This is a genomic window from Winogradskyella ouciana (assembly GCF_965284585.1).
GTDB lineage: Bacteria > Bacteroidota > Bacteroidia > Flavobacteriales > Flavobacteriaceae > Winogradskyella > Winogradskyella ouciana.
Map to the genome: position 1 here is coordinate 1,805,096 of NZ_OZ260095.1, position 26,615 is coordinate 1,831,710.

General features: G+C 37.2%; 12 protein-coding genes, 2 tRNA genes and 3 rRNA genes. 11 read left to right on the plus strand and 6 right to left on the minus strand.

Annotated features, from left to right (window positions below):
* Positions 1 to 17: 17 nt before the first annotated feature.
* The gene (locus ACQ65V_RS07865) at positions 18 to 458 is read right to left on the minus strand and encodes a hypothetical protein (RefSeq protein ID WP_430467506.1); all 441 of its coding nucleotides are present in this window, start codon (positions 456 to 458) and stop codon (positions 18 to 20) included.
* Between the two features lie 264 nt (positions 459 to 722).
* On the opposite strand from ACQ65V_RS07865, the gene ACQ65V_RS07870 reads away from it, so the two are divergent.
* Positions 723 to 1,715 carry a hypothetical protein gene (locus tag ACQ65V_RS07870; RefSeq protein WP_273293001.1) on the plus strand — a complete coding sequence of 331 codons (993 nt, stop codon included), beginning with the start codon at positions 723 to 725 and terminating at the stop codon, positions 1,713 to 1,715.
* 63 nt (positions 1,716 to 1,778) lie between these two features.
* Here the strand turns inward: ACQ65V_RS07870 and ACQ65V_RS07875 are convergent, their stop codons facing one another.
* The 4 genes from ACQ65V_RS07875 to ACQ65V_RS07890 all read right to left on the minus strand — a co-directional run bounded on the left by ACQ65V_RS07875 (position 1,779) and on the right by ACQ65V_RS07890 (position 7,608).
* Positions 1,779 to 2,828 (minus strand): nucleoid-associated protein, encoded by a 1,050-nt coding sequence (locus tag ACQ65V_RS07875; protein WP_430467507.1) that lies wholly within the window; start codon positions 2,826 to 2,828, stop codon positions 1,779 to 1,781.
* 154 nt (positions 2,829 to 2,982) lie between these two features.
* Positions 2,983 to 4,536, minus strand: coding sequence for an OmpA family protein (locus tag ACQ65V_RS07880; protein ID WP_430467508.1), 1,554 nt, complete (start codon positions 4,534 to 4,536; stop codon positions 2,983 to 2,985).
* Between the two features lie 81 nt (positions 4,537 to 4,617).
* Positions 4,618 to 6,975, minus strand: coding sequence for a ribonuclease HII (locus ACQ65V_RS07885; RefSeq protein ID WP_430467509.1), 2,358 nt, complete (start codon positions 6,973 to 6,975; stop codon positions 4,618 to 4,620).
* Between the two features lie 30 nt (positions 6,976 to 7,005).
* The gene (locus ACQ65V_RS07890) at positions 7,006 to 7,608 is read right to left on the minus strand and encodes a ribonuclease HII (RefSeq protein WP_430467510.1); all 603 of its coding nucleotides are present in this window, start codon (positions 7,606 to 7,608) and stop codon (positions 7,006 to 7,008) included.
* A gap of 214 nt (positions 7,609 to 7,822) precedes the next feature.
* Between ACQ65V_RS07890 and ACQ65V_RS07895 the strand changes: the two genes are divergently transcribed.
* The 10 genes from ACQ65V_RS07895 to ACQ65V_RS07940 all read left to right on the plus strand — a co-directional run bounded on the left by ACQ65V_RS07895 (position 7,823) and on the right by ACQ65V_RS07940 (position 23,534).
* Complete coding sequence (locus ACQ65V_RS07895) at positions 7,823 to 11,083, plus strand: SusC/RagA family TonB-linked outer membrane protein (protein WP_430467511.1); 3,261 nt, start codon at positions 7,823 to 7,825, stop codon at positions 11,081 to 11,083.
* A gap of 17 nt (positions 11,084 to 11,100) precedes the next feature.
* Positions 11,101 to 12,597, plus strand: coding sequence for a RagB/SusD family nutrient uptake outer membrane protein (locus ACQ65V_RS07900; RefSeq protein ID WP_155090340.1), 1,497 nt, complete (start codon positions 11,101 to 11,103; stop codon positions 12,595 to 12,597).
* Between the two features lie 23 nt (positions 12,598 to 12,620).
* On the plus strand, positions 12,621 to 13,337 hold the full coding sequence (locus ACQ65V_RS07905) for a DUF1735 domain-containing protein (protein ID WP_155090338.1): 717 nt from the start codon (positions 12,621 to 12,623) through the stop codon (positions 13,335 to 13,337).
* A 200-nt stretch (positions 13,338 to 13,537) separates the two neighbouring features.
* Positions 13,538 to 15,433 (plus strand): putative porin, encoded by a 1,896-nt coding sequence (locus ACQ65V_RS07910; protein WP_430467512.1) that lies wholly within the window; start codon positions 13,538 to 13,540, stop codon positions 15,431 to 15,433.
* Between the two features lie 442 nt (positions 15,434 to 15,875).
* Positions 15,876 to 17,401: ribosomal RNA gene (locus tag ACQ65V_RS07915) — 16S ribosomal RNA — on the plus strand.
* A 94-nt stretch (positions 17,402 to 17,495) separates the two neighbouring features.
* Positions 17,496 to 17,569: transfer RNA gene (locus tag ACQ65V_RS07920), tRNA-Ile, on the plus strand.
* Positions 17,570 to 17,645: 76 nt separating this feature from the next.
* Positions 17,646 to 17,722, plus strand: a tRNA-Ala gene (locus ACQ65V_RS07925).
* 138 nt (positions 17,723 to 17,860) lie between these two features.
* Positions 17,861 to 20,682: ribosomal RNA gene (locus ACQ65V_RS07930) — 23S ribosomal RNA — on the plus strand.
* A 195-nt stretch (positions 20,683 to 20,877) separates the two neighbouring features.
* Positions 20,878 to 20,986: ribosomal RNA gene (rrf, locus tag ACQ65V_RS07935) — 5S ribosomal RNA — on the plus strand.
* Together the 16S, 23S and 5S rRNA genes with 2 tRNA genes alongside form the textbook arrangement of a ribosomal RNA operon.
* Before the next feature lie 109 nt (positions 20,987 to 21,095).
* The gene (locus ACQ65V_RS07940) at positions 21,096 to 23,534 is read left to right on the plus strand and encodes a helix-turn-helix domain-containing protein (protein ID WP_430467513.1); all 2,439 of its coding nucleotides are present in this window, start codon (positions 21,096 to 21,098) and stop codon (positions 23,532 to 23,534) included.
* 98 nt (positions 23,535 to 23,632) lie between these two features.
* Here ACQ65V_RS07940 and ACQ65V_RS07945 read toward each other — a convergent pair whose 3' ends face one another.
* Positions 23,633 to 26,536 carry a T9SS-dependent M36 family metallopeptidase gene (locus ACQ65V_RS07945; RefSeq protein WP_430467514.1) on the minus strand — a complete coding sequence of 968 codons (2,904 nt, stop codon included), beginning with the start codon at positions 26,534 to 26,536 and terminating at the stop codon, positions 23,633 to 23,635.
* Positions 26,537 to 26,615: the final 79 nt, after the last annotated feature.

Consider the following 26,615-nt stretch of genomic DNA (forward strand, 5'->3'; position numbering starts at 1 on the left):
TCATTTAGAGCTGTATTTTAATTATCACTTAAATTTATATGATATGAATTTTCCCTTAAGTGTTGCTCTGCAGTCGGACTTTTAGTCCATGCTTGATAAAATATATTGTACGCTCGATAATCTTTAAATGCCGTTAATATTTCTACTTCTATTTCTTTTGCAACAAATGTTAATAATTCTTTTATCTCGTCCTTATTAATATCGTCTGATATGTTTTCAATCAAGATGTCTGAATAATAAACAGCATTTTGAGATTCTGGTCCATAATCTCTATAATATTGGACATATCTCTGAAAAACTTTAAATTTTATAACATTTGATTTGTGTTTTAATTGAAACACTTTTCTATTCTGAATTGAGTCTTTAAAGTAATCAACTGTTAACGAGTCAACTATTTGTGCATAACTTTGCATATGACTGAATAATATATAAAGTAATAAAATTGTAAATTTTTTCATCTAAATCCCCATATTAAGTGATAAGTCCGTATTAATGGTTTGCACCAAATCTTAGCTAAATTAGTTGAAAATATTTACAATCTCAAACTAGCCTCAGCATTAAAAAACACCTTGTAAAAGTACATTTTTTAAATACTCTAATAACCTAAACAAATTCCTATTCAAGTATTAATACCTGTATTATAATTGGCGTTTTTCTACTGGCAGAAATAGCGGATTGATGGTTTAATTTTACATCATTAGTAAACTAAATATTAGAGAACCATGAAAAAGCTAAAGCCAAATCATATACCAGCTCCAGGTTGGAAAGGTGGATTTTTAAAGAAACATCCTGAAATGAATTATCCTAACCCAGATTTAGATAATTTAAAATTTAATAAGAACCTAAATTGTATTGATAATATAACACGACAACAGCGTGTGCTTTGGCCAGAATTTACTTGGGAAACACGTAAAGGAGAAAAAGATCCTAAGCGCTGTTTTCAGATGTTTGCACCAGATATTTCAAGAATTGGCTATGATGATACTGGGCAATCTTGGTCTATTATTTGCCCTCAGCAAGGTACTTTTTTACCTGGTATAGGGACTTTTAATGTTGAAGTGACTGTAACCGGACAAAAAGGATGGGTTGATGAATCCAATAAGTCTTTAGCTGCAGATTTATCGGTAAAACCTAAGATTTGGTTCAGCCCAAGTGCTAATGAGTCAGCAATAGGGAAATTATTATGGTCTGTATTTGAGCTTAATAATTTGGGTTATAAATTTCCTTCAGAAAAGGATAAAGCGATAGAGCTGAATACGTTTCAAACTGATAAAGAAAAAACGAGAGTTATAGCTTTAAGAGATGGATTGTTTATGGACGGAAATCTACCTGACTTTACTAAACATGAGAACGTAGCTTGGAGCCATGCAAATGTTGAAGTAGAGATTGGTGATATTGACGTAGCTGAACACCCTATGGTTGCTGAATTTAATAATTTGGTGATGAAAGCCTTTAACTTAGGTTCTGGTAATATGCTACAGAAAGGTAACATTTTGGCCTGGAATGTATGGTTTGATGCGCCTAGTATAGTGGATCAAAATGAGTGGAGACATCATGCAGATGTATGGCGTAGATCTATAGATGTAGATCATTGCAGTCCTGATGGTCCTGGTACCTTACCTAGATATGCTGATGGAACGCCTTTTAGTGCAGAACAAGATATAGTAGATGATATCATAAAAGAGATTATAAAGTTTGTGAAAAAGCATCTTTAAATCCCGTTATTTTTAAATGCAAAAACGTGCTTGTTTTGTTATAAACGAGCACGTTTTATTTGTTTAAGCCTCAGCATTAAAAAATACCTTGTAAAAGTGCATTTTTTTGTCGTCGTCATAACCGCGTTCTAGGTATTCGGCAGAGGCATCTGGTGCATCTACATCGAGTTTTATTTGTATGTTGGTGTCTAGTTTTATTTCGGTTTTAATCTTTTGTTTTTGCTTTTTTAAAACCCGTTCCGATACATCAAACTGGTTTCTAATCAATACCTTATTCTCAGATTCATAGTTTTTCTTGTAATCCTCAAAGAGCTGTATTTGGTCTTCTTCATCAAAGACTTCTTCTTTAAAGGTTTCAATATTTACAATCTCATTTTCCTTAAAGAAATCTACTGTATTGGCCAAAAAATTACTTTGGGCTTGGCCACCAAAATTGGGCTGTAATACTTCTTTAGAAAATTCTCGGCATAGCTCAATACAATTTTTGGTGTGTTGGTTGCTGTCGTCGGGATAAGTAATGTTGAGAAAGCTTTTAATCCAATATTGTGTGTCGTAGGTATTATTGTCTACACTAAAGACAATTTTGCCTTCCATATCAGAGGTGTTCAATATTAAACAACCTTTGTCAACTTTCTTGGCCTGTATGCCTTTTTGCACTAAAATATCATAATTGCCACCTTCTAAATAGGTTTGGAAAAACTCGGTTTTATTTTCAATTTTATAGATGCCGATAGCGTCGGTGAAATAGTCTTCGTACTGTATGTTTTCAAAATGACAAATGAGCACATCTCCCGTTTTTATTTGTGCCGAATTACTCTGCTCATATAAGTGCGTGAGGATATGTTTAGAAACTTCAACAAAATCAGCCTCATCCTTAAATAATTGCTCGGAATACGTGTTGATTTCGTTCAAACCAACGTCGCTATGATGATGAAAACGATAGCTTTCTGCTGCACTCACAAAAGGTTTTAACAGATAGGGTAGCATGAGGTTATAAGTGGCTTCATCAAAATCTACAGTAGTGTCGGAAAATGCATTTTTTGTGTCATTAAATTTATTACCGACTTTATGAATAATACAGTGCTTTATAGATGCTTTTTGGCGTTTAATCATTTTAAAATTCTGATATAATGACAAGGTTACGAAACGCTTGCACAATTAATTAAAATTAGAGTTGCAATGTTACAAAAGGAAGGACATATAACGGAGAAAACGCCAAAATAAATTTGGCGTTTTCAGGACTCGAGGACTTTAGATTTGGTTATCGTTATGTTTTTACAAATTCTACGCGTCTGTTTAGTGCTTTTCCGTCTGCTGTACCATTATCTCCGACAGGTTGTGTTTCGCCTTTGCCATCTGTAGTTAAGCGATCAGCAGAGATATTGTAAATGTTTACCAGTGCATCCTTAACTGCTGCAGCCCTAGCTTTGGATAATTTTAGATTGGCATCATCTGGGCCATCAGAATCCGTGTGGCCAATGATATTGAGTTTTATGCTTTCGTCTTGCATCAGCACTTGTGATATCTGGCGTACAATTCCTAGTGACTGTGGTTGAATATTCGCAGAACCAGAATCAAACAAGATTCCGTTAGTTGATATCTTTCCTTCACTTAGTAATTTGCGTCTTAAATCCACACCGCCTTCGGCGACTTTAATGTTTTTAATAAACACTCGTTCTTCACTATCTTTAAGTCCATACAAATGAAACTTTAAATAATTTAGAACATCTAATTCTTCAATAAATCTAGGGATATCAACATATTTTACTTCATTAACCCAAAGGCGATAACGTTTTTTGGTTACTGAGATAGCAATGTGAGGTTGATTTTTGACTTCGTCTCTAATATCTGCAGTCAGTCCAGAATTAATCATTCCGCCCTTACCATTAAAGTGATTGTAAGCATTAATATTAAATGCTGCATACTGACCCAATGGCAGTGTTACTGCAGCATAATGCGTCTTTCCGTTACTAAACGCATTGGTATCGCTAAGCACAATATGAAGTCTGGCTCCAGAAGATGTTTGGTTGCTTAAGCCAGAGGTTAACACATCAAATTCAATAGTATAGTCTTCTGGGAGCTCATTAATATCAGGAATAACATAAAGACGATACCCAGCTTTGAGCTCAAACCAATTGCCTTCAACTTTATTAAGTTTTACAATTGCACCAGAGCCATTGGTGTTCCATTTACTAGGAAGGTCACCAACAAAATCCTGGGAAAAATCGTCAAAGAATAAAATTTTGTCACCTGGTACAAAATCATATTTGCTATAAACTTCTAAACCATCTGAAACATTGGATGGTTCTTCTTCACCGTCGTCAGTAGAATTGTCATTATTGATGTTCTTGTCTGATTCTTCATCGCTATTTTCGTTAGATTCAGAACTGTCATCATCATCCTTTTCTCGTTCTCGTTCACCAGCCAAAAGTTCCTTAGCGGTTTTGACACTGTATTTAAGTGCTTTATTTGCTTTGTTGATTTGCAACGTAGCTTTGGCTTTTTTAAACGCATTTTGCCCATCCAAACTACTAAGGATATCTGGTGCGCTTTCACTTATGAGCGCGAGGTCATCAAGGGCATCTTCCAAAACATCTATATCATCGTCGTCTAGAGGTGTGCCAGCTGCTGCATATCCGTCGTATTTATAGACTTTGTCATAAAGATCGAAAGAATTACGTACATAGTTGTCAACGCTAGAAATACCCACACTACTTTTTGGGCGCTTTATACGCTTTGTTTGTGCTTCAAGATTGGGAGCAAGAAAAAAGGTGAGGCAGATTGTGATTAAAAACTGTTTGAAAAATGCTGGATGTTTCATTTTAAGTAATTGATTAATAGCTGTCTAAAAATAAGAATAACTATTGATACTAAAAAATGAAATGTGTGTGTAGCAATAAATTTAGTGTAGTTTGTAAACTATTATAGTTTTATCATCGGCTTGTGTAATGAGCTCTAGACCTTTGTCTTGGTCTAACTTTTGTAGCTCAGCTGCAGAAGTTCCAAAAACAGGAAAGTTAGGAATAGACTTCGCTTGGCTATCAAACAAGTACACTTTTTTAGATTGTAGGTCTGTAGTGGTCACATAGATTTTATCGTTGAGATAAAAGATTCTAGGTGCTGTGTAATTGCCATAATCTAAGTCTACAGTTCTTGACTTTATATTTAGCTTGTTTTCGGTCATTGAGACCAAGGTTTTGCTTGTGGTTTCCAAATGATGGTTGTCGGTTAAGTTGAGGTTTTTTGTGCTCAACTTTCCTCTCGTATCTACTTGTACTAAATGCCCTAAGGTGTTTGTTGTAGTAAATTTATTTTTATAGAGATACACCTCATTGTCGGAAAAACGGATATTATCCTTTACGTTGATACGCACGTTGCCTTGACGATTTAATATTTTCAATGTTTCGCCTGCTGCAAAAGCAATGTAGTCTTTACTGCCAATTCTAAAGTGCTTGGGCTGTGTAGTAATTTCAGAACCATTGTTTCCGTAGTTAAATCCATTTACGGATTTGCCTTTAGCGTCGTACATCAAAAGGTTTTTGCCTTGGGTGATTAGCAATCTATAGTTTTTCCGTTTATCATAATCAAAAACTGAAAGTGGTTGTGTGATTTCATCATTGAACCTATGCGGAAATGGTGAGACATCATTACCGTTTCTATCCAGCACATACAATCGGTTAGGAGTAACAAATGCAAGTTGTAATCTTCCGTTTTTGTACATGTCGATTTGTTCTATTTTTCCGAGGATTTTTCCTTGTAATTGTTTTTGCCAGAGAACGTTACCTGTGCTTGAGATAAGGTATAGCACATTGTTAACGTCTTGCACTGCTATATCATGAGCTTTGGTTACGTGATTTTTAACGGTTTGAGGTGCGGAAATAATAGGATCGTCAAGAGTCACGGAAAATGCTTCCGTTACTGAGTTTGAAGCCCTTCTTTTTTTGAATTCTTTAATGATACCGTTGACATGAGCATAGCCATCTTCATAAATAAATTGAACCGCATTGGCATTATAACCTTTAATGGTTTTTTCAAAGATTTTTGATAAGCCTTCAGAATTTTTAAAAATAAAAAGCGAAGCTTCATCACTAAGGTTTTCGCTAATACTTTCAAAAGAATCAGTGTTCACTAAAGTATTATTGTTTAGTGCATCAGCAATAATTGATTTTAAGGTCTCTGTAGAATTTGAAAAGATGATGAATTCATCATACGTTGAAAAATAACGAGCATTTTCAAACGTAATAAAAGGCTGTAATCGATCTTGAAAAAAATCAGAATCCCCAAACTCATAAATATCAATATCTCTAAAAGTTTCAATATTTGACTTTACTTCTATGGTTTCTAAAACTAAATCTGTATCTAAAGAGTGCAAAATAATGGCATTGTCAATTTGAGCGATTTCATTGGTGAAGTTTAAGAATGTCTGTATACTATCAATTTCCACTTTGCGCAAACGGTGAATGTTTTTGTTGAAAATTGAAAAATCATCATACGAAATACTTATTAATGATTCCGTATTTGATGGCGCAATGTTTATAGATTGGGTTTTTTGCGGAATTGTATTTTTAAAACAATCGATTTTAATTTCAATAGAATCACTTGAAGTGGTAATACCATTGTATTGAAGACTTTTGTCTGAATAGTTTAAGTCTAATACAGAATAATTGGCGCTCTCAACTTCTTTGGAAAATAGAAGCCTAGAATAATTTGAGGAGTTGGATTTAAATACCAGGGATGCAATTGACTTGCTATCTGAAGTTTCTATAAGGGTTGTTAGCTCATTATTATCTTGATTATAATTGAGGTTTTTTAAAATTTCCAGATTATTTGAAGCGGCAAAAACATTGCTTAAGCTTTTATGATAGAAAACCGTAGAATCTATTTGGGTTTTATTGACTTTTAAATCATTGAGGTTTTCAGAAATATGATTTGGTATAGAATCTACTATAAATAGAGTAGGATCATTCTCTGTAAGAATGAGGTAATCTGAGTTATTTTCGCCCAAAAAAGCGATATAAATCTGCCTTGTTGTATTGAGGTTTTCTAAAACAGAGGATGCATTTGTTAACTCCTTAATATATATACTAGATAAAATGTTATGATTTTTTATGCTTTTAACAAAGTCATTTAATTCATTAACTGCAAAAACGGAATTGGTTTCAGACGGTAAGAATTTATAAGGTGATTTAATTTTGTCATAGTCTTTCTGACAAGATATTACCACAGAGAACAAAACCAATAAAAAACAAAATCGCTTCATTAAGATGTATATATCTGCAAATATAAAAAGTTATATGTCCAAACGATATTGCTCTGGCAATAATCTAAAGGATTTTCTATGGTATTTTGTGATACCGTATTTTTGAATGGCTGCTCTGTGCTCTTTGGTAGGGTAGCCTTTGTTTTGTTTCCAGTTATACATTGGGAATTCTTCATGGATTTGTTCCATATATGCATCTCTATAGGTTTTCGCCAAGATAGATGCAGCAGCAATATTCAGAAACTTACTATCTCCTTTTATAATGGTTTTATGTGGGATAGATTTGTAAGGTTTAAACTTATTACCATCTACAACTATATAATTAGGATTAATTTTTAGTTGAGAAATAGAGCCGTGCATAGCCTTAATGGAAGCATTTAAAATGTTGATGCTATCAATTTCGGTTTCGGAAATATGCTGAACGGCGAATGATAGGGCTTCAGTTTCAATAATAGGTCTTAGTAGGTTTCTGTTTTTTTCTGAGAGTTGTTTAGAATCATTTAATATGGTATTGTTAAATTTTGAAGGCAGTATAACTGCAGCGGCTGTAACAGGGCCAGCGAGACAGCCTCTGCCAGCCTCATCGGTACCGCATTCTAATTCAAAAGATGAAAACTGAATTTTTAAAGTCAAAATGTTAAAGTTTAGGCAAAGTTAAAATTTTAACGCAACCCTTTTACAGTTTTTGCATCTACCTAGTGAGTTATATGTTATAAACATTGAATTTTTGTTTGCAAGTTTTTGTTTGCGTATTGATAATTACCTTAACATTTTTTTGGCAAAAACACTTGTTTATTTAATATTTAATTAAGATGTTTGCAACTAGACTAACTCAAATAATTGTTTTATGAAATTAAAGTTAACATGGTTATTAACGCTTTTCATGGCGTTCGTGATGCAATTTTCTTTTGCACAAGAGAAAACTGTCACAGGTACAGTTACAACAGCAGACGATGGTTTACCCCTTCCAGGCGCTAGTGTAATTGTAAAAGGTACCTCAAGAGGTGCGCAAACAGACTTTGATGGAAAATATTCCATCGGTGTCAATACAGGAGATGTATTAGAAATTTCTTATGTAGGTATGAAGACTGCCGAAGTTACAATTGGCGCTAGTAATACTTACGATGTAGCATTAGAACTAGACAACGCTTTAGAAGAAGTTGTTGTTATTGGTTATGGTACTACAACTAAAAAAGCTTATGCTGGTACAGCGAAAGTGGTAAACAATGAAGATATAGAGACGAAAAACTTCTCTAACGTATCTCAGTCACTTGCTGGTGAGGCAGCTGGTGTAACAGTAATCAATACTTCTGGGCAACCAGGTACGACTTCTACAGTACGTATTAGAGGTTTCGGTTCCATTAATGGTAACAGAGCACCACTATATGTAATTGATGGTGTACCTTATACTGGTAGTTTGAATGCGATTAACCCAGCAGATATTAAATCTACTACCATCCTTAAGGATGCAACTGCAACAGCTATCTACGGTTCTCGTGGTGCAAATGGTGTTGTATTGATCACAACAAAAGGAGGTAGTTCAACAGAATCTTATGTTGAGCTAGACGTTAGAACTGGTGTTAATGCACAGTTGATTCCTCGTTACGATGTAATAACTTCACCTGAAGAATCTATTGCATTTGTATGGGAAGGGCTTTTAGGTAGAGGTCAGGTAACTGGTGTTGCAGATCCTGTAGCCTTTGCAAACAATACGTTGTTTACGCCTGGTATGATTGATCCTGCATACAACATGTGGAATGTTGCTGATGGTGGTGAATTAATTGATCCGGTAACGCGTGCGGTAAGAGATGGTGTTACAAGACGTTATACTCCATTGCGTTATGAGGATGCAGCTTTTGATGCAGCCTACAGAACAGAGGCCAACTTAAGAATGGCTGGTGGTAATGCTGACTCTAGATATTTTGTGTCTTTTGGTTTCCTTGATGATGATGGTTATGCAAAGAATACAGGATTTAAGAGATATACGACAAGAATAAACGTTAACTCTAACGTAAAAGAGTGGTTGACACTTGGTGCTAATATAGGTTATGCTTATTCTCAAACACAGAATAATGGACAAACCGCAGGATCTGAAAACGTATTTGAATTTGCAGATAAAATGCAGCCGTTTTTCCCAGTATTTTTAAGAGATCAAAACTATCAATTGGTGCCAGATCCTATTTTCGGTGGGTTCCAGTATGATTATGGTTCAGCATCTGTAGGGCCAAGTAGTCCAAACCCAACAATACCGACTAGATCAAGAACCAACGCCAACTTATTAAACCCTATTGGTACAGCAACTTTAGATTTTGTTGGTACTGATAGACACGAAATGAACGGTAGTTTTACTGGTAAGATCAAGTTCACTGATGATTTGACTTTCGAAACTACATTTGGTGCACAGTATTCTAATAGTATTTTCAAATCTGTTGGTAACCCATTCTATGGAACAGCAAGAAATGATGGTGGTAATATTACGCAAACAAATACAGAAAGATTAACACTTAACTTCTTACAGTTATTACGTTACCGTAGAGATTTTGGAAACCACTCTTTAGAGGCTTTAGTGGCACACGAGGGGAACAAGTTTGAAACTAATTTCCATTCTACTTTCAAGACTACTGTTGTGAACCCTGATATCGACGAATTAAATCAATATATTGTTCAGCCAGGTCCTTCTACAGGAGGTAGATCTGCAAGAACTTTGGAATCTTACTTCGGTCAGGTTAATTACGATTTTGACGATACATATTACTTAACGTTATCTGCTCGTCGTGATGGATCATCTAAGTTTGCTTTCAACAAATGGGAAACTTTCTATTCTGTTGGTGGTGCTTGGATTATTTCAAACGAAGATTTTATGTCCGATAGCTTTATTAACTTCTTAAAGTTAAAAGCATCTTATGGTAAGACAGGTGATGAAGCAGGTGTAGGTTTCTATACAGGTATCGATACATTTAGTATTACCAACAATGGTTCTGGTGGATTTGCTTTCCCAGCTAATACTTTTGAGAACCCTGATTTAACTTGGGAGACAGCTATACAATATCAAGCTGGTCTTGAGTTTAGTCTTGGGACTTGGTTAGATGGCTCTATTGATTACTTTATCAAGGATACTGAAAACCTATTCTTTACAAGAACCAATACGATTTCTACTGGTGTAGCAACATTAACTATTAATGAAGGTGTACTTAGAAATAACGGTTTGGAATTTGATTTCACAGGTCATGTTATAAACACTGATGACTTTAAATTAGACCTAAGTGTTAATGGTGCTTTGATAGATAACGAAATCAAGGAAATGTATATCAGTCCACAAACAGGTGAGCAAGAGGTGCTTGATACTAGAAATGCACCTTATGGATATTCAGTTGGTAGTTCAATTTTTGATTTTTATATCAGAGAATGGGCTGGTGTTGATCCATCAGACGGTGCGCCAATGTGGTACCAGTACTATGATGATCAAAATAATAACGGTGTTTTAGATTCAGGTGAAGAGTTAAATGTTGGATTAACACAATATTTAGCTTCAACTACTACTGAGCCTAATATTCAACGTACTATTACTAAGACGTATTCAAATGCAACTGAAAAGTATGTTGGTAAGTCTGGTATTCCAGATGTGTCAGGAGCATTCCGTATATCTGCAAAGTATAAAAACTGGAACTTATCTACACAATTTACTTATCAAATTGGAGGTTATGCTTTAGATAATCAGTACGGTGAGTTAATGAGTGACCGTTTTGGTGCTGCTGGTAATAATTATCACTCTGATATTAGAGCAAGATGGCAACAGCCAGGTGATATTACTAATGTTCCTAGACTATCGGATAATGCCATAGTGAACGGTACATCAACTTCAACAAGATTTTTAACTAAAACTGATTTCTTGGCCTTAAATAATATTTTAGTAGGTTATACTTTACCTTCTAAATTTTTAGATAAGACAGGATTGGATTTAGTAAACATATATGTCTCTGGTGACAACTTGTGGTTATCAAGTGCTAGAGAAGGTTTCAACCCTAGAACAAGTGAGAGTGGTAATACAGGTCGTAGATTATACGCGCCGTTGAGTACTTTTACTTTAGGTGTGAAATTGAAATTTTAACTTAAAAAAAAGCGATAATGAAAAAAAATGTAATTAAATTAATGATGGTCTCGGGACTACTTCTAACATTCTTAGGGTGTTCTGATGACTTTGTGAACGAAAACCCTGAAAGTGGTTTTCAGAATATCAACCAGCTTGGTGAAGCTGCGAGTAACAACCCTGATATCGTAACAGGTTTCATCGAGGGTGTTTACTCTACGATGTATACAACTGGTACAGGTGGTACCGGTGGGCATGATGACTTCGGTCATAAAGCCTATGACCTGTTTGCTGATTTCTTATCTAGTGATGTTGCCCTGTCCGTAAGTACTTATGGATGGTATAGAGCTAGTATTACTGAGATGCAGTGTACTGAAGATTTCACCTTTTTAGATAATTACCAAGTTTGGAGACACTATTATAGAATGATACGTGCTGCCAATACCGTAATTGAAACTTTAGGTGGTGATGAAGCGGATCCAGAAAATTTGGATAACAGAGCTACTCTAGGACAGGCTTTAGCTATGCGTGCTCATTCTTACTGGTATTTGACCCAGTATATGCAGAATGATTACAACCCTTCACAAGAGATCCTTCCAATCTATAGAACAGTAACTAACGTAGGTGTAGGTAAATCTACTGCTGCTGAGGTTTTTGCACTAATAGAAAGTGATCTTAACAGAGCCATCGTATTGTTGGATGTATATAACAGGCCAACTAAGACCCAGGTGAACAAGGAAGTTGCACAGGCCATGTTAGCTTATGCTATTGCTTCTCAACGTGATGTTTCTCGTATGGGCGAAGTTGTTGCGTTATGTGATGCTGTGATTTCTGGAACTGGTGCTACGGTAATGACCGCAGCTGAGGTTACAGGTGGTTTTAACAATGTGGCTACTCCAGGATGGATTTGGGGTGTAGACCTTAATGGTGATATCGGATTAAGACTTGTTTCTTGGTGGGGACAAATGGATGCATTCTCATATAGTTATGCTTGGGCAGGTGATGCCAAGGCTATAGATCAAAACCTATATGATGCTATTCCTGCTGATGATGCTAGAAAAGCACAGTTCTTCCCGGGTTCAGGTTATTATAACCTAATGCCATTGGATAAGTTCTACGATGCCAGTAGAATTATCGGTGGACCAAGTGGATCGGTTGTAGCTGATTATGTATACATGAGAATTGCTGAGATGCACATCTTAAAAGCAGAGGCTTTAGCAAAAATGGGCCAGGATGGACCAGCTAGAACTGCATTGAGAGAGGTATTGGACCAACGTTTGCCAGACACATCTTATTTAAATGGATTGTCAGGAGCGGCTTTATTGGCTGAAATTCACTTACAGACCCGTATTGAGTTTTGGGGTGAAGGTAAAACATACCTTTCTATAAAGCGTAACCAGACATCAACAGGTGTGAGAGGAAGTAACCACTTATCTTTTGTTGGTGAATCATTTATGCATAATGATGAGCGTTTAACTTTTGAAATCCCTGAATTGGAAATTCAAAGTAACGTTTTCATTAACGAACAAAATTAATTAACTAAATCAAGACTTATCTCATGAAGAAAATTTTAAATTATATAATACTTGGTATTTTCATTGCAACTGCTTACAGTTGCGATGAAGATGCTACAGGTAATAGTGTTAATTATGTTACTTTTGAAGATACCTCATTTGCCTTTGGTGTAGATATCGGTAGTTCTTCAACTAACGACATCAAAGTTTATGCTGGTAACATTACCGGTTCTGATAGAACGTTTAGTGTTGTTGTGGACACGGATGCTTCATCCTTAGATCCAGCGGCATATACTGTGCCTTCGTCAGTAACAATTCCAGGGGGTTCTAATGAAGGAGCTCTTACGGTACAGATTAGTGATACCAATATTAGTGCAGGTGGCGAAACTTTGGTTTTAGCCTTGGCTTCTACAACAGAAGCGTTTACAAGCGGGCCAATTACATTAAATGTAACTCAAGTTTGTCCTACTAATGAAGTTTCTCTATTAATCAATTTTGATGATTATGCAGGAGAAACTAGTTGGGAAATCACTCAAGGTGGTTCAGTGTTATTCTCAGGTGATGGTTATACCGGAGGTAGCTTCTCAACAACTTTCTGTTTGGATAATGGTACTTATGAATTCACTATATTCGATTCTTTCGGTGATGGTATTTGCTGTGCATATGGTAATGGATCATATACACTGAATCTTGGAACAACAGTTCTTGCTTCAGGTGGTTCTTTTGGTGCTAGTGAAACAACATCATTTACATTGCCATAAGTAGACAGATTTATCTGTTTTTAAATAAGTTTAAAAGATCTGCGTTATTAACGTAGATCTTTTTTTATTATTTATTTTTACCGTAAAATATATTCATATAATAACTGTTTAGTTATATAAAGTTTTTTATGTCATACTTCAGGTGCCTGTTATTTTTTTCTTTAATCTTTTTCTATAACGATATTTACGGTCAAACAAAGTTGAATAAAGGAAATGTTGTCAATAGAGAAAACCCTTTTGAAAATGACACATCTGACGTGAAAAGATCAAAAGGGTTTAAAAATTTAGCTTCTATAGATATGTACTTGCAGTTTAATACTGAGGTCGATACGGTTGTAGTCGATACTACATTGTCAATAAAGAAGGATTATAAATTTAACTATCTTCAAAAAGACAACTTTGGATTAATGCCATTTGCAAATATTGGCCAAACATATAATACACTTAGTCATAATTTCAATTCTAAAGAAACCAAACCGTTGTTCGGTGCGAGAGCAAGGCATTTTAATTACTACGAAGATGATGACATTAAATATTATGAAGTACCAACTCCATGGACTCGACTAACGTATAAGACTGCCTTTGAACAAGGACAGATGCTAGATGCTTTTTTTGCAGTAAATCTGTCAAAGCAATTTAACTTTTCGATTGCCTACAAAGGGTTGAGATCTTTAGGTAATTATCAAAACGCTTTAACAAGTTCTGGTAATTTTCGTTTTACTTCAAATTATAGTACCAAGAATAAGAAGTATAACGCCAAAGGACATATTGTAATGCAAGATTTGTTGAATCAAGAGAATGGTGGTTTATTAGATGAGGATTTAGAGAATTTTATATCTGGTGATGAGGATTTTATAGATAGATCTGTTTTTGATATGAATATAGAAAATGCAGAAAATATTTTAGTAGGGAAGAGATTCTTTATTAATCATTCTTATGATATAATCAAAAAGAATGACTCAGCCAATAATTATTTATCTATAGTAAACGAAACATTTTTTGAAGATAAGTATTATCAATATTATCAAGACTCGCCTTCCAATGATTATTTTGGAAACTCATTCACTAACAATATAAATGATAAGGTAACCTTAGAACATTTTAATTCAAGCTTCAAAATAGACTATTACAATAATATCCTTGGAAACCTGCAGCTTGGGGTTTTTTATTCAGACATAAACTATGGGTATGATAGTGTTGTTCTATTATCGGATGAAATAATTCCAAATAGAATAAAAGCAAACTTCTTAGGTGCAAATGCTTCATTTAAGAAAACAATAAACTCAATAAAACTCGAAGGTGATGCTAAAATTAATTTTTCTGAAGAATTTGTAGGAAGTTATTTTGATGTTAAGTTAGCTGTGGAATTGAATGAGAATATAGAGGTAAATGGAGGAATCAATGTAAGCTCAAGACTTCCAAATTATAATTATTTATTGTATCAAAGTGATTTTATTAACTATAACTGGCATAATTACTCAAACTTCAGAAATATTAATTCACAACAATTAAGATTTAATATCGTTTCAGAAAAATTCCTAAATGCATCATTCGATATTTCGAATATAGAAAATTACACTTATTTTAATTTAGACACGACCATTGATAAAAATAAAATCATTAAGCCAGAACAGTATAATGAGTCTTTACAGTATTTGAGGCTTAAGGTTCAAAAAGAATTTCGGTTAGGTAATTTTGCTTTAGATAATACAGTAATGTATCAAAATGTAGTCAGCGATGAAAAGGTTCTAAATGTGCCCAATTTAATTATAAGAAATACTCTTTATTATTCTAATCAGCTTTTTAAAAAGGCAATGACGTTGCAAACAGGGGTAACCTTAAATTACTTTACTAAATATAATATGAATGGCTATGATCCACTTCTTGCAGAATTTTATACACAGAATCAAACTGAGCTAGGAGCATTCCCTCGACTAGATTTCTTTATCAATGCCAAAATTAGACAAACAAGAATTTTTCTAAAAGCAGAACATTTTAATTCTGCATTTACAGGCTATGATTATTTTTCCGCTCCTAATCATCCTTACAGAGACTTTACTATTCGCTTTGGATTAGTTTGGGACTTCTTCTTATAAACGCATCCTTCTAACCAATTCTATTAGTTTAAACAATATCCTATTCATAACCACCTCGAAATAAGCTAACTAAAAATACTTTGAAAATATTTCCCAAAAAGCCCTTGCTATAATAAAAAGGTGTTCTATATTTGCGCCCCGTTAGCGACGCGTTTGTGTTGTGGGCGGCAGTTCATTTCCATAAAAAGTGCGGCATTGAAAAAAAAATAAAAATATTTTTCGGATAGATGTTGCGGGAAAGGAAAAAGGGTTTTATATTTGCACCCGCTTAAGCGATAAAGTGCTTAGGAAAGCGATTAAAAAGTTCATAGACATATTGAATTGACAGCGTAAAGTTTTGGTTGGAAACGGCCGAAACAGAACAAGAGAATAGATCATTTAGAGTACAGATTTTAAGAATTCCTATCAGAAGTTAAGAGATAGCCGCAAGGCTTAAAATTTAACGATGAAGAGTTTGATCCTGGCTCAGGATGAACGCTAGCGGCAGGCCTAACACATGCAAGTCGAACGGTAACAGGGAGAAGCTTGCTTTTCCGCTGACGAGTGGCGCACGGGTGCGTAACGCGTATACAACCTACCTTTTACAGGGGGATAGCCTTTGGAAACGAAGAATAATACCCCATAGCAAGTGATTTTCGCATGGAAGACACTTTAAAGATTCGTCGGTAAAAGATGGGTATGCGTCCTATTAGCTAGATGGTGTGGTAACGGCACACCATGGCAACGATAGGTAGGGGCCCTGAGAGGGGGATCCCCCACACTGGTACTGAGACACGGACCAGACTCCTACGGGAGGCAGCAGTGAGGAATATTGGACAATGGGCGAGAGCCTGATCCAGCCATGCCGCGTGCAGGAAGACTGCCCTATGGGTTGTAAACTGCTTTTATACGGGAAGAAACCCGTCCACGTGTGGGCGGCTGACGGTACCGTAAGAATAAGGATCGGCTAACTCCGTGCCAGCAGCCGCGGTAATACGGAGGATCCGAGCGTTATCCGGAATCATTGGGTTTAAAGGGTCCGTAGGTGGACGATTAAGTCAGAGGTGAAATCCTGCAGCTCAACTGTAGAATTGCCTTTGATACTGGTCGTCTTGAATTATTGTGAAGTGGTTAGAATATGTAGTGTAGCGGTGAAATGCATAGATATTACATAGAATACCAATTGCGAAGGCAGATCACTAACAATATATTGACACTGATGGACGAAAGCGTGGGGAGCGAACGGGATTAGATACCCCGGTAGTCCACGCCGTAAACGATGGTCACTAGCTGTTCGGACTTCGGTCTGAGTGGCTAAGCGAAAGTGATAAGTGACCCACCTGGGGAGTACGTTCGCAAGAATGAAACTCAAAGGAATTGACGGGGGCCCGCACAAGCGGTGGAGCATGTGGTTTAATTCGATGATACGCGAGGAACCTTACCAGGGCTTAAATGTAAGTTGCATGGGGTAGAGATACCCCTTTCTTCGGACTACTTACAAGGTGCTGCATGGTTGTCGTCAGCTCGTGCCGTGAGGTGTCAGGTTAAGTCCTATAACGAGCGCAACCCCTGTTGTTAGTTGCCAGCATGTAAAGATGGGAACTCTAGCAAGACTGCCGGTGCAAACCGCGAGGAAGGTGGGGATGACGTCAAATCATCACGGCCCTTACGTCCTGGGCTACACACGTGCTACAATGGTGGGGACAGAGAGCAGCCACTTCGCGAGAAGGAGCGAATCTATAAACCCCATCACAGTTCGGATCGGAGTCTGCAACTCGACTCCGTGAAGCTGGAATCGCTAGTAATCGCATATCAGCCATGATGCGGTGAATACGTTCCCGGGCCTTGTACACACCGCCCGTCAAGCCATGGAAGCTGGGAGTGCCTGAAGTCCGTCACCGCAAGGAGCGGCCTAGGGTAAAATCGGTAACTAGGGCTAAGTCGTAACAAGGTAGCCGTACCGGAAGGTGCGGCTGGAACACCTCCTTTCTAGAGAAAGACGACTGATAAGGAAAGTTCAAAAAAAGGAAACATTTGGTTCTGTTCTCTTGCTGTTGATTTAATTTTTAAGATAATTAAGTAGAGTCTCATAGCTCAGCTGGTTAGAGCGCTACACTGATAATGTAGAGGTCGGCAGTTCGAGTCTGCCTGAGACTACTGATTAAAGGAAATTCTAGACGTTGAGGATTCTAAATTCATAATTCTGAATTCCATGATTTGGAATTTAAGGAAAGGGGAATTAGCTCAGCTGGCTAGAGCGCCTGCCTTGCACGCAGGAGGTCACCGGTTCGACTCCGGTATTCTCCACCAAAGTTCCCGTGGAAACGGGAATCTGAACGTTCATTGACATATTGAAAAAGATACATGATAATTAGATAGAAATATTTAATAAAATTAAATAATTATTGTAACGAGCAATAATTGTAACTCATTAAAAAGACAAAAGTACAATAAGCTAAATAAGAGCGTATGGGGAATGCCTAGGCTCTCAGAGGCGATGAAGGACGTGATAAGCTGCGAAAAGCTACGGGGATTGGCACATACAAATTGATCCGTAGATATCCGAATGGGGCAACCCGGCATGTTGAAGACATGTTATCCGCAAGGAGGCGAACCCGGAGAACTGAAACATCTAAGTACCCGGAGGAGAAGAAAACAAAAGTGATTCCGATAGTAGCGGCGAGCGAAATCGGATTAGCCCAAACCAGTATTGTTACGGCAATGCTGGGGTTGTAGGACTGCGACATTTGAGTCATGATGAATTAGAACCGTTTGGAAAGACGGGCCATAGAAGGTGATAGCCCTGTATAGGTAAAGATTGACAAGATAGCAGTATCCTGAGTAGTGCGGGGCACGTGAAACCCTGTATGAATCTGTGGGGACCATCCCATAAGGCTAAATACTCCTGAGAGACCGATAGTGAACTAGTACCGTGAGGGAAAGGTGAAAAGAACCCTGAATAAGGGAGTGAAATAGAACCTGAAACCATACGCTTACAAGCGGTCGGAGCGGATTTATCCGTGACGGCGTGCCTTTTGCATAATGAGCCTACGAGTTACCGTTGCTAGCAAGGTTAAGGACTTCAGGTCCGGATCCGTAGCGAAAGCGAGTCTGAACAGGGCGCTTCAGTTAGTAGTGGTAGACGCGAAACCGTGTGATCTACCCATGGGCAGGGTGAAGCTGTGGTAACACACAGTGGAGGCCCGAACCGGTTGACGTTGAAAAGTCTTCGGATGACCTGTGGGTAGGGGTGAAAGGCCAATCAAACTCGGAAATAGCTCGTACTCCCCGAAATGCATTTAGGTGCAGCGTTGATTTAGTTTTATAGAGGTAGAGCTACTGATTGGATGCGGGGGCTTCACCGCCTACCAATTCCTGACAAACTCCGAATGCTATAAAATGATGATCAGCAGTGAGGGCATGGGTGCTAAGGTCCATGTCCGAGAGGGAAAGAACCCAGACCATCAGCTAAGGTCCCCAAATGTATGTTAAGTTGAATAAACGAGGTTGGATTGCACAGACAGCTAGGATGTTGGCTTGGAAGCAGCCATTCATTTAAAGAGTGCGTAACAGCTCACTAGTCGAGCGATCCGGCATGGATAATAATCGGGCATAAACATACTACCGAAGCTATGGACTTGTAAAAGTGGTAGGGGAGCATTGTAGTGTCGTCGAAGGTGTACTGCGAGGTATGCTGGAGAAGCTACAAAAGAAAATGTAGGCATAAGTAACGATAATGCGGGCGAGAAACCCGCACTCCGAAAGACTAAGGTTTCCTCAGCTATGCTAATCAGCTGAGGGTTAGTCGGGACCTAACGCGAACCCGAAAGGGGTAGTGGATGGACAACAGGTTAATATTCCTGTACCTGCTCACGCTAAAAGTGACGGAGGCGAATAGTTAGTGCGCACTGACGGAATAGTGCGTTGAAGCCAGTGGTAACACGGCGATAGTACACTGAGGCTACGGCCAAGGTGATAATCTAGCGAATCGACTTCCAAGAAAAGCGAGTGAAGCAGCCCGTACCCTAAACCGACACAGGTAGTTGGGATGAGAATTCTAAGGAGCTCGAGAGATTCATGGCTAAGGAACTAGGCAAAATAGACGCGTAACTTCGGGAGAAGCGTCGCCTGTAGCAATACAGGCCGCAGTGAAAAGATCCAAGCGACTGTTTATCAAAAACACAGGGCTCTGCTAAATCGAAAGATGACGTATAGGGCCTGACACCTGCCCGGTGCTGGAAGGTTAAGTGGAGGGTTTAGAGGTTTACCTCGAAGATCTCAAATGAAGCCCCAGTAAACGGCGGCCGTAACTATAACGGTCCTAAGGTAGCGAAATTCCTTGTCGGGTAAGTTCCGACCTGCACGAATGGTGTAACGATTTGGATACTGTCTCAGCCATGAGCTCGGTGAAATTGTAGTATCGGTGAAGATGCCGATTACCCGCAGTGGGACGAAAAGACCCCGTGAACCTTTACTATAGCTTAGTATTGGCTTTGGATAAGTAATGTGTAGGATAGGTGGGAGACTTCGACCCTGCGTCGCCAGGCGTGGGTGAGTCATTGTTGAAATACCACCCTTTGCTTATCTAGAGTCTAACCTCTGATCAGGGACAGTGCTTGGTGGGTAGTTTGACTGGGGTGGTCGCCTCCAAAAGAGTAACGGAGGCTTCTAAAGGTTCCCTCAGCACGCTTGGTAACCGTGCGCAGAGTGCAATGGCATAAGGGAGCTTGACTGAGAGACATACAGGTCGATCAGGTACGAAAGTAGAGCATAGTGATCCGGTGGTTCCGCATGGAAGGGCCATCGCTCAAAGGATAAAAGGTACTCCGGGGATAACAGGCTGATCTCCCCCAAGAGCTCACATCGACGGGGGGGTTTGGCACCTCGATGTCGGCTCGTCACATCCTGGGGCTGGAGAAGGTCCCAAGGGTTGGGCTGTTCGCCCATTAAAGTGGCACGCGAGCTGGGTTCAGAACGTCGTGAGACAGTTCGGTCTCTATCTACTGTGGGCGTTAGAAATTTGAGTGGATCTGACTCTAGTACGAGAGGACCGAGTTGGACCAACCTCTGGTGTACCAGTTGTTCCGCCAGGAGCATTGCTGGGTAGCTACGTTGGGAAGGGATAAGCGCTGAAAGCATATAAGCGCGAAACCCACCACAAGATGAGATTTCTTTAAAGGGTCGTGGAAGATGACCACGTCGATAGGCTACAGGTGTAAAGGCGGTAACGTCATAGCCGAGTAGTACTAATAACCCATAGGCTTATTGTACGCCGTTCTTTTTATAGGTACATATTCTATTAATTTCTACTATTTAATTATTATATATCCAATGACGATTCATCGTTTTTTTCAATATGTCAACAATATTAGTTCCGCTAATGCGGAACAGTAATTAGTGATAAGTGTAAAGTAAGTAGTTGGTATTACTAACTACTATTTACTAAAGACTGATTACTCACCTTTTAAGGTGGTTATAGCGACGGGGCTCACCTCTTACCATTCCGAACAGAGAAGTTAAGCCCGTTTGCGCCGATGGTACTACTATCTGTGGAAGAGTAGGTCGCCGCCTTTTTTGAATCCCGATTCTTACAATAAGAATCGGGATTTTTTGTTTTATTAAATATTTACGTCATTTTTAAAGTTTCAGATTTATTATCTTCAAGTTTTATCTGAAAGCTATTATGAAAATAAATAATGAACTTAATCTTGCTTGGGACTTTGTTAATAATACAAATAGAAATATATTCTTAACTGGTAAAGCGGGTACAGGCAAAACAACTTTTTTACATAAATTAAGGTTACAAACGCAAAAGCGAATGGTGGTGATTGCACCAACTGGTGTAGCGGCTATAAATGCTAAAGGGGTTACTATTCATTCTTTTTTTCAAATGCCATTCGGGCCAATTTTACCTCATGCAGATTTAAATTCTACAACTAGTTTCAATAGAAAATTCAGTAAAACAAAAATTAATATTATCAAGTCTTTGGACCTATTGGTTATTGATGAAATCAGTATGGTGAGAGCTGACTTACTTGATGGAATAGATAGAACCTTAAAACGCTTTAAAAATAGAAACTTGCCTTTTGGCGGAACTCAATTATTAATGATAGGCGACCTTCAACAATTATCGCCAGTAATTAAAGAGCAAGAATGGCAGTTATTAAAGCCATTTTATAAGAATATATTCTTCTTTAGTAGTGGAGCTTATAAAAATTCAAATCCGATTACTATTGAATTAAAGCATATTTATAGGCAAGAAAATCCAGTGTTTATTAATATACTAAACGAAATTAGAAATAATGAATTAAGTCAATCATCTGCTGATGAATTGAATAAACGTTACCAACCTAACTTTATTCCAAATGAAAATGAAGGTTATATTTCATTGACGACCCATAATCATAAAGCCAGCCAGATCAATAAACAAGAGCTTGAAAAGCTTGAAGGAAAATCAAGAACTTATAATGCAGTTGTTGAAGGAAAATTCCCTGAACATTCTTATCCCAACAAAGAAGAGTTAAAACTAAAAGTTGGTGCGCAAGTTATGTTTATTAAAAATGATAGTTCACCAGAAAAGCGTTACTTCAATGGTAAAATTGGTAAGGTAATTTTATTAGATGATGATGAAGTTGTTGTGAATTGCCCAGATGACGATTTTAATATAATCACGAAACCAGAGGTTTGGGAAAATATTAAATACACTGTCGATAAGGACTCAAAAGCAATTTCCGAAGACAAAATTGGTAGTTATACACAAATGCCACTTCGCTTGGCCTGGTCAATCACAATTCATAAAAGTCAGGGTTTAACTTTTGATAAAGCAATAATTGATGCTGAAGCTGCCTTTGCGCACGGGCAAACCTATGTAGCGCTTAGTCGCTGTAAATCGCTAGAAGGATTAGTTCTTAATAGTAAAATTACTCCGAGTCAAATCATTAGTGATAGTAATGTTATTTCTTTTAACGAAAGTGCAGAAGCTAACCAACCAAATAATGATATGCTCCAGCAATCTAAACGTACATTTCAGTTAGGCTTAATTTCCGAGATTTTTGATTTTTATAAATTTTTATATCCTTCAAATCGAATATTAGATACTTACTATAAAAACAGAGGGAGCATTGAAGGAAATATTGAAACACCTTTGGTAACAATAAAAGATTCAGTTACCAACCTACTTAAAATAAGCAACTCCTTTAATAGCCAACTAAAATCGATTGGTGACTCGGTAGATATGCCCGAATCTAATAAAACACTTCAGGATAGATTTATTAAAGCTATTAGTTACTTTGAGGAGCAAACAAAAGAAACAATAGGAGGTTCTCTTCAGGCTTTAAGTTTTACTACTGATAATAAAGCAATTCAAAAAGATATTGATAAACAACTAGATACATTAGAAGAGTTATTAAAGACAAAAGTATCCTATTTTTTAGGCTTAAAAGAGGGCTTTAATGTGCAACAATTTTTATCTCTAAGAGCCAAGTCTGTTTTCTTAGGAAAAGAAAAACCTAAAAAGCAACGTAAAGCTATTATTGATGGTACAACCAATGTTGAACTCTTTGAATTACTTAGAGAACTTAGGAACCAAATCGCAAAACGCGAAGATTTAGTTCACTTTCAGATTTTTACACAAAAATCATTATATGCCATGTGTGAGTTGTTACCAACAACTAAAGCTGAATTGAAGCAAATTCACGGCATGGGCAAAACAAGAATTGAAAAATATGGCTCTGAAATTTTAAAAGTGATTATTAATTACTGCGAAGAAAATGATATTGAAATTAATAATGAGCTTCCAGTTTTTGAAGAATTAAAACCAAAAAAGAAAAAAGGGGATACAAAGAAAACCTCCTTAGAACTTTTTAAATCAGGTAAATCTATAGATCAAATTGCTCTAGAACGAGAATTAAACACTAATACTATATTCGGCCATTTGGCTAGTTTCATTTCATCAGGAGAATTGAAGATTATAGACCTAATGCCAAAAGCTCACTATTCAGAGTTAAAAGAAATTATTCCGACAAAAACTTTTGATAACCTTTCAGACCTAAAGCACCAACTCGACGACAAATATTCTTATGGTGAGTTACGGTTGGTAATGGGTGAGTTAAACAATGTTTAATTTATAACGTATAAATTTTCATACAACTACTAAATCTATGGATTAAAAAAGGGAAGACTTTTTGACAGGCCTTCCCTTTTATTAATAAAAGTGAAATCTTAGTTTTTAATTATTTTTTGGGTAAATAATTTATTAGCCTCGGTTTCAATCTCTATCACATATATGCCATCAGAAAGATTGCTTATATCAATATGAGGTGTATTAGACAAATTAATTGTCTTAGTAAACAACTGTCTACCGTTAATATCATATAGTCTCGCTTTTGCATCTCCATAATTAGAACCTGAAGCTATAAAAATTGTACTATTTGTTGGATTAGGATAGACAACAAATGCAGTTCTGTCAAAATCTTGGTTGTTCAAAACATCACCACAATCATTTCCAACAAAGACTCCACCATCTAAATCAAAATTTTCTACTTGATCAGATCTACTATCAGCACTCCCTTGCAATGCCAAAGCACCTACACCACGTTGAGCAAACACATTTCTGATTAAGCAATGGTTTGCGCCACCATATAAGGCATCATCTGCGGCTAAAATAGCGTCCCTTCCTTCTACAAAGCCTACATTACCACAGTCTGTCAATTTTAATCCATCCGTTACCAACTGTATGGCTATATTATTGCCACCTGTTCCATAATATAGATCTGGGTCATAACCATATTCATCAATTAATGCCCAGTACAAATCCCATAGCATGGTAGACCAAACAAAACCAACACCATGAGGTACCGTTAATGCTTCATTTGCAATGTCACCGTAAGTATAATCGTTTACACTAAAATCTGTAGAATATGGTGAAGGGCGAATACCTGGACCATCTGTTGCTTGAAATTGTACATACGTTCCAATTCCTCTCGGGTCGGTTGGGTCACTATTTAATGCAAAGTTATGCGTTGTTACAAGACCATAAAAGTCCGACCAACCTTCTCCCATTTGTTCTTCTTTAACGGCACCTGCGCCTATTAAACATGAGAAATTTTGTCGTCCTCCAACCAATCTGGTCGAAATTCCATGCGCATACTCATGAGCAATTATACCTTGATCTAAATCACCATCTCTGTTTATTAGATTAGACGCTGGACCACGATCTATTAATTTTCCTGTCACTTGCTCTCCTACAGATTCAATTGTTCCATCACCATCAGCATCTCCAATTTTTTCAATCAATGCTTCACCGTCTTCGAAAGAAATTGATATTGCAGGAATGTTTAATGGTATGTAAGGTTCTCCACCACCATTAATTGGACCTTCGCCAGGGTTATTATTAACAAGAATAACACCGATTGCACCTGAGTTTTGAGCAAGTGTTATTTTTTTAACGAATGTGCATACACCTCTTCTTACTACGGCTATATTACCATTTAAATCTGCTGCATTTACTAACATCTGGGTTTCAGGAGTAGCTCCTGCACCTGTACAACCATCACTTAAATTTGGGCTTGGCCCTGGAGTGCCTCCATCTTCTTGTGCCGTGTAAGGAAGACCATCATCTTGCACTAAAACCAATTGGGCCTCTAGAGGTACATCTGTCTCTCTAGGAATAGGAACAAATGGAAAACGTGAAGCATCATATGCTCCTAATAATGAGTTATCATCGGTATTTTCAATGACTTCAAAAAATTCTCCAAATGGTGATGCTCCCCAAAGAAACATCTGCATTGTTGGTTCGAAACCATCACCTAACGTACCCATATTAGCATTGTTTAAACCGTCGCCATCTTGTGCTTCGGCACGCACTTCATCACCATCCCAATCATTAATTCCGCCACCAACACCATCAAATCTGTCATAATCTTCTTGCTGAAAATTCCCATTAGTTTCATCAAATCCATAAGCATAAGAAAAATCATGCATAAAATTATTCCAAACGAAAAGATTGACTATTGCTGCATCTTGGTATGCATCTGGAAACTGGTTAAGGTCTAAGGTATAATCAAAAGTCATGTCACCTGTAGTACCGTCAATATTAGTGGCATCTGCATATGATGACCCATCTGGTAATGGAGCGTCTCTATTTCCAGCATCCTCATAGGACCTAGTGTTGTTCCCTTCGGTTCGTGTAGTTTGAACATATACATCTGGTGCAGTTTCAAAATCGTGCCATCCAAAAGGGGATGGTACTTGAGCTCCGCCTGTAGGTGTAACTTCCCAGGGATTGCTCAACATATCTCTACTTCCATGATTAGGGGTCTCTACTTTTAAAGGAAAAGCATTGTAAGTAGCACTTACCGCAGCCAAAGGCGGCATAAACATACTATTCTCACTATCACTTTGATTAAATAATCTATCAGCAAAAGCGTCAGCGTTATTTATCTCATTTCCATTAAATGTATAACGATGGCTGTGGTTTTTGTGATTAATTGGTTTACTATCATCAATCGTAGTATCAAAATTACAGCTAATCAATGCATCTGCTTTGGAAATGATATTTCCGTTGGTGGCATCAATTTTTGTAACCCACCAATGGTTATTTGTTTTTATCACAACTTCATAAGATAAGACGTAATTTCCATCACTGTCAGAGACAAACATTAATGGAGACTCTAGGTTACTAGACAAAATATTTTCTTTAGTAATATCTTGCTTAGTTGAATAATCAACAACTTTTAAATTTTCATCTGTGCCAAGACCAAGATTACTAATCGCATAATTTGCAGCCATTACTGGTGAAATTGATGCAGTTTGAGAATTGATTTTTGATGATGCGTCAAAAATAAAATGATGTCTAAATCTCAAAATCTCATCATCTTTCATAAGTACTGTAGCAACATTATCTGCTACAGGGAGTCCATTGACCTCTTGTTGCAAATAATAAATGCTAAAAGATTTATTGGACAAAGTTGAAGAACTTAGAATCCTAAAATTGGACACATCATTTTGGGTTAGTTTTAATTCTTCAAGGTTGTTTTGCATGTATTCTGTTATTGTTTCTTTTTGAGCATGACCAGCATACATAAAAAGCCCACATAGCAGAACTACTAAGTAAAAGTTTTTCATAAAAAGGGTTTAAAAAAGATTAGTAAATTATTTCTTGTGGGAAGAATAATCGAATAGTAAATTGGGAAGGGGAAAAACT

Bases quoted from the DNA above. Each gene is read 5' to 3' on its own strand.
- ACQ65V_RS07905 (WP_155090338.1), top strand. From the start codon at position 12,621: ATGAAGAAAATTTTAAATTATATAATACTTGGTATTTTCATTGCAACT.
- ACQ65V_RS07865 (WP_430467506.1), bottom strand. From the start codon at position 458: ATGAAAAAATTTACAATTTTATTACTTTATATATTATTCAGTCATATG.
- ACQ65V_RS07940 (WP_430467513.1), top strand. From the start codon at position 21,096: ATGAAAATAAATAATGAACTTAATCTTGCTTGGGACTTTGTTAATAAT.
- ACQ65V_RS07875 (WP_430467507.1), bottom strand. From the start codon at position 2,828: ATGATTAAACGCCAAAAAGCATCTATAAAGCACTGTATTATTCATAAA.
- ACQ65V_RS07900 (WP_155090340.1), top strand. From the start codon at position 11,101: ATGAAAAAAAATGTAATTAAATTAATGATGGTCTCGGGACTACTTCTA.
- ACQ65V_RS07895 (WP_430467511.1), top strand. From the start codon at position 7,823: ATGAAATTAAAGTTAACATGGTTATTAACGCTTTTCATGGCGTTCGTG.
- ACQ65V_RS07885 (WP_430467509.1), bottom strand. From the start codon at position 6,975: ATGAAGCGATTTTGTTTTTTATTGGTTTTGTTCTCTGTGGTAATATCT.
- ACQ65V_RS07880 (WP_430467508.1), bottom strand. From the start codon at position 4,536: ATGAAACATCCAGCATTTTTCAAACAGTTTTTAATCACAATCTGCCTC.
- ACQ65V_RS07945 (WP_430467514.1), bottom strand. From the start codon at position 26,536: ATGAAAAACTTTTACTTAGTAGTTCTGCTATGTGGGCTTTTTATGTAT.
- ACQ65V_RS07870 (WP_273293001.1), top strand. From the start codon at position 723: ATGAAAAAGCTAAAGCCAAATCATATACCAGCTCCAGGTTGGAAAGGT.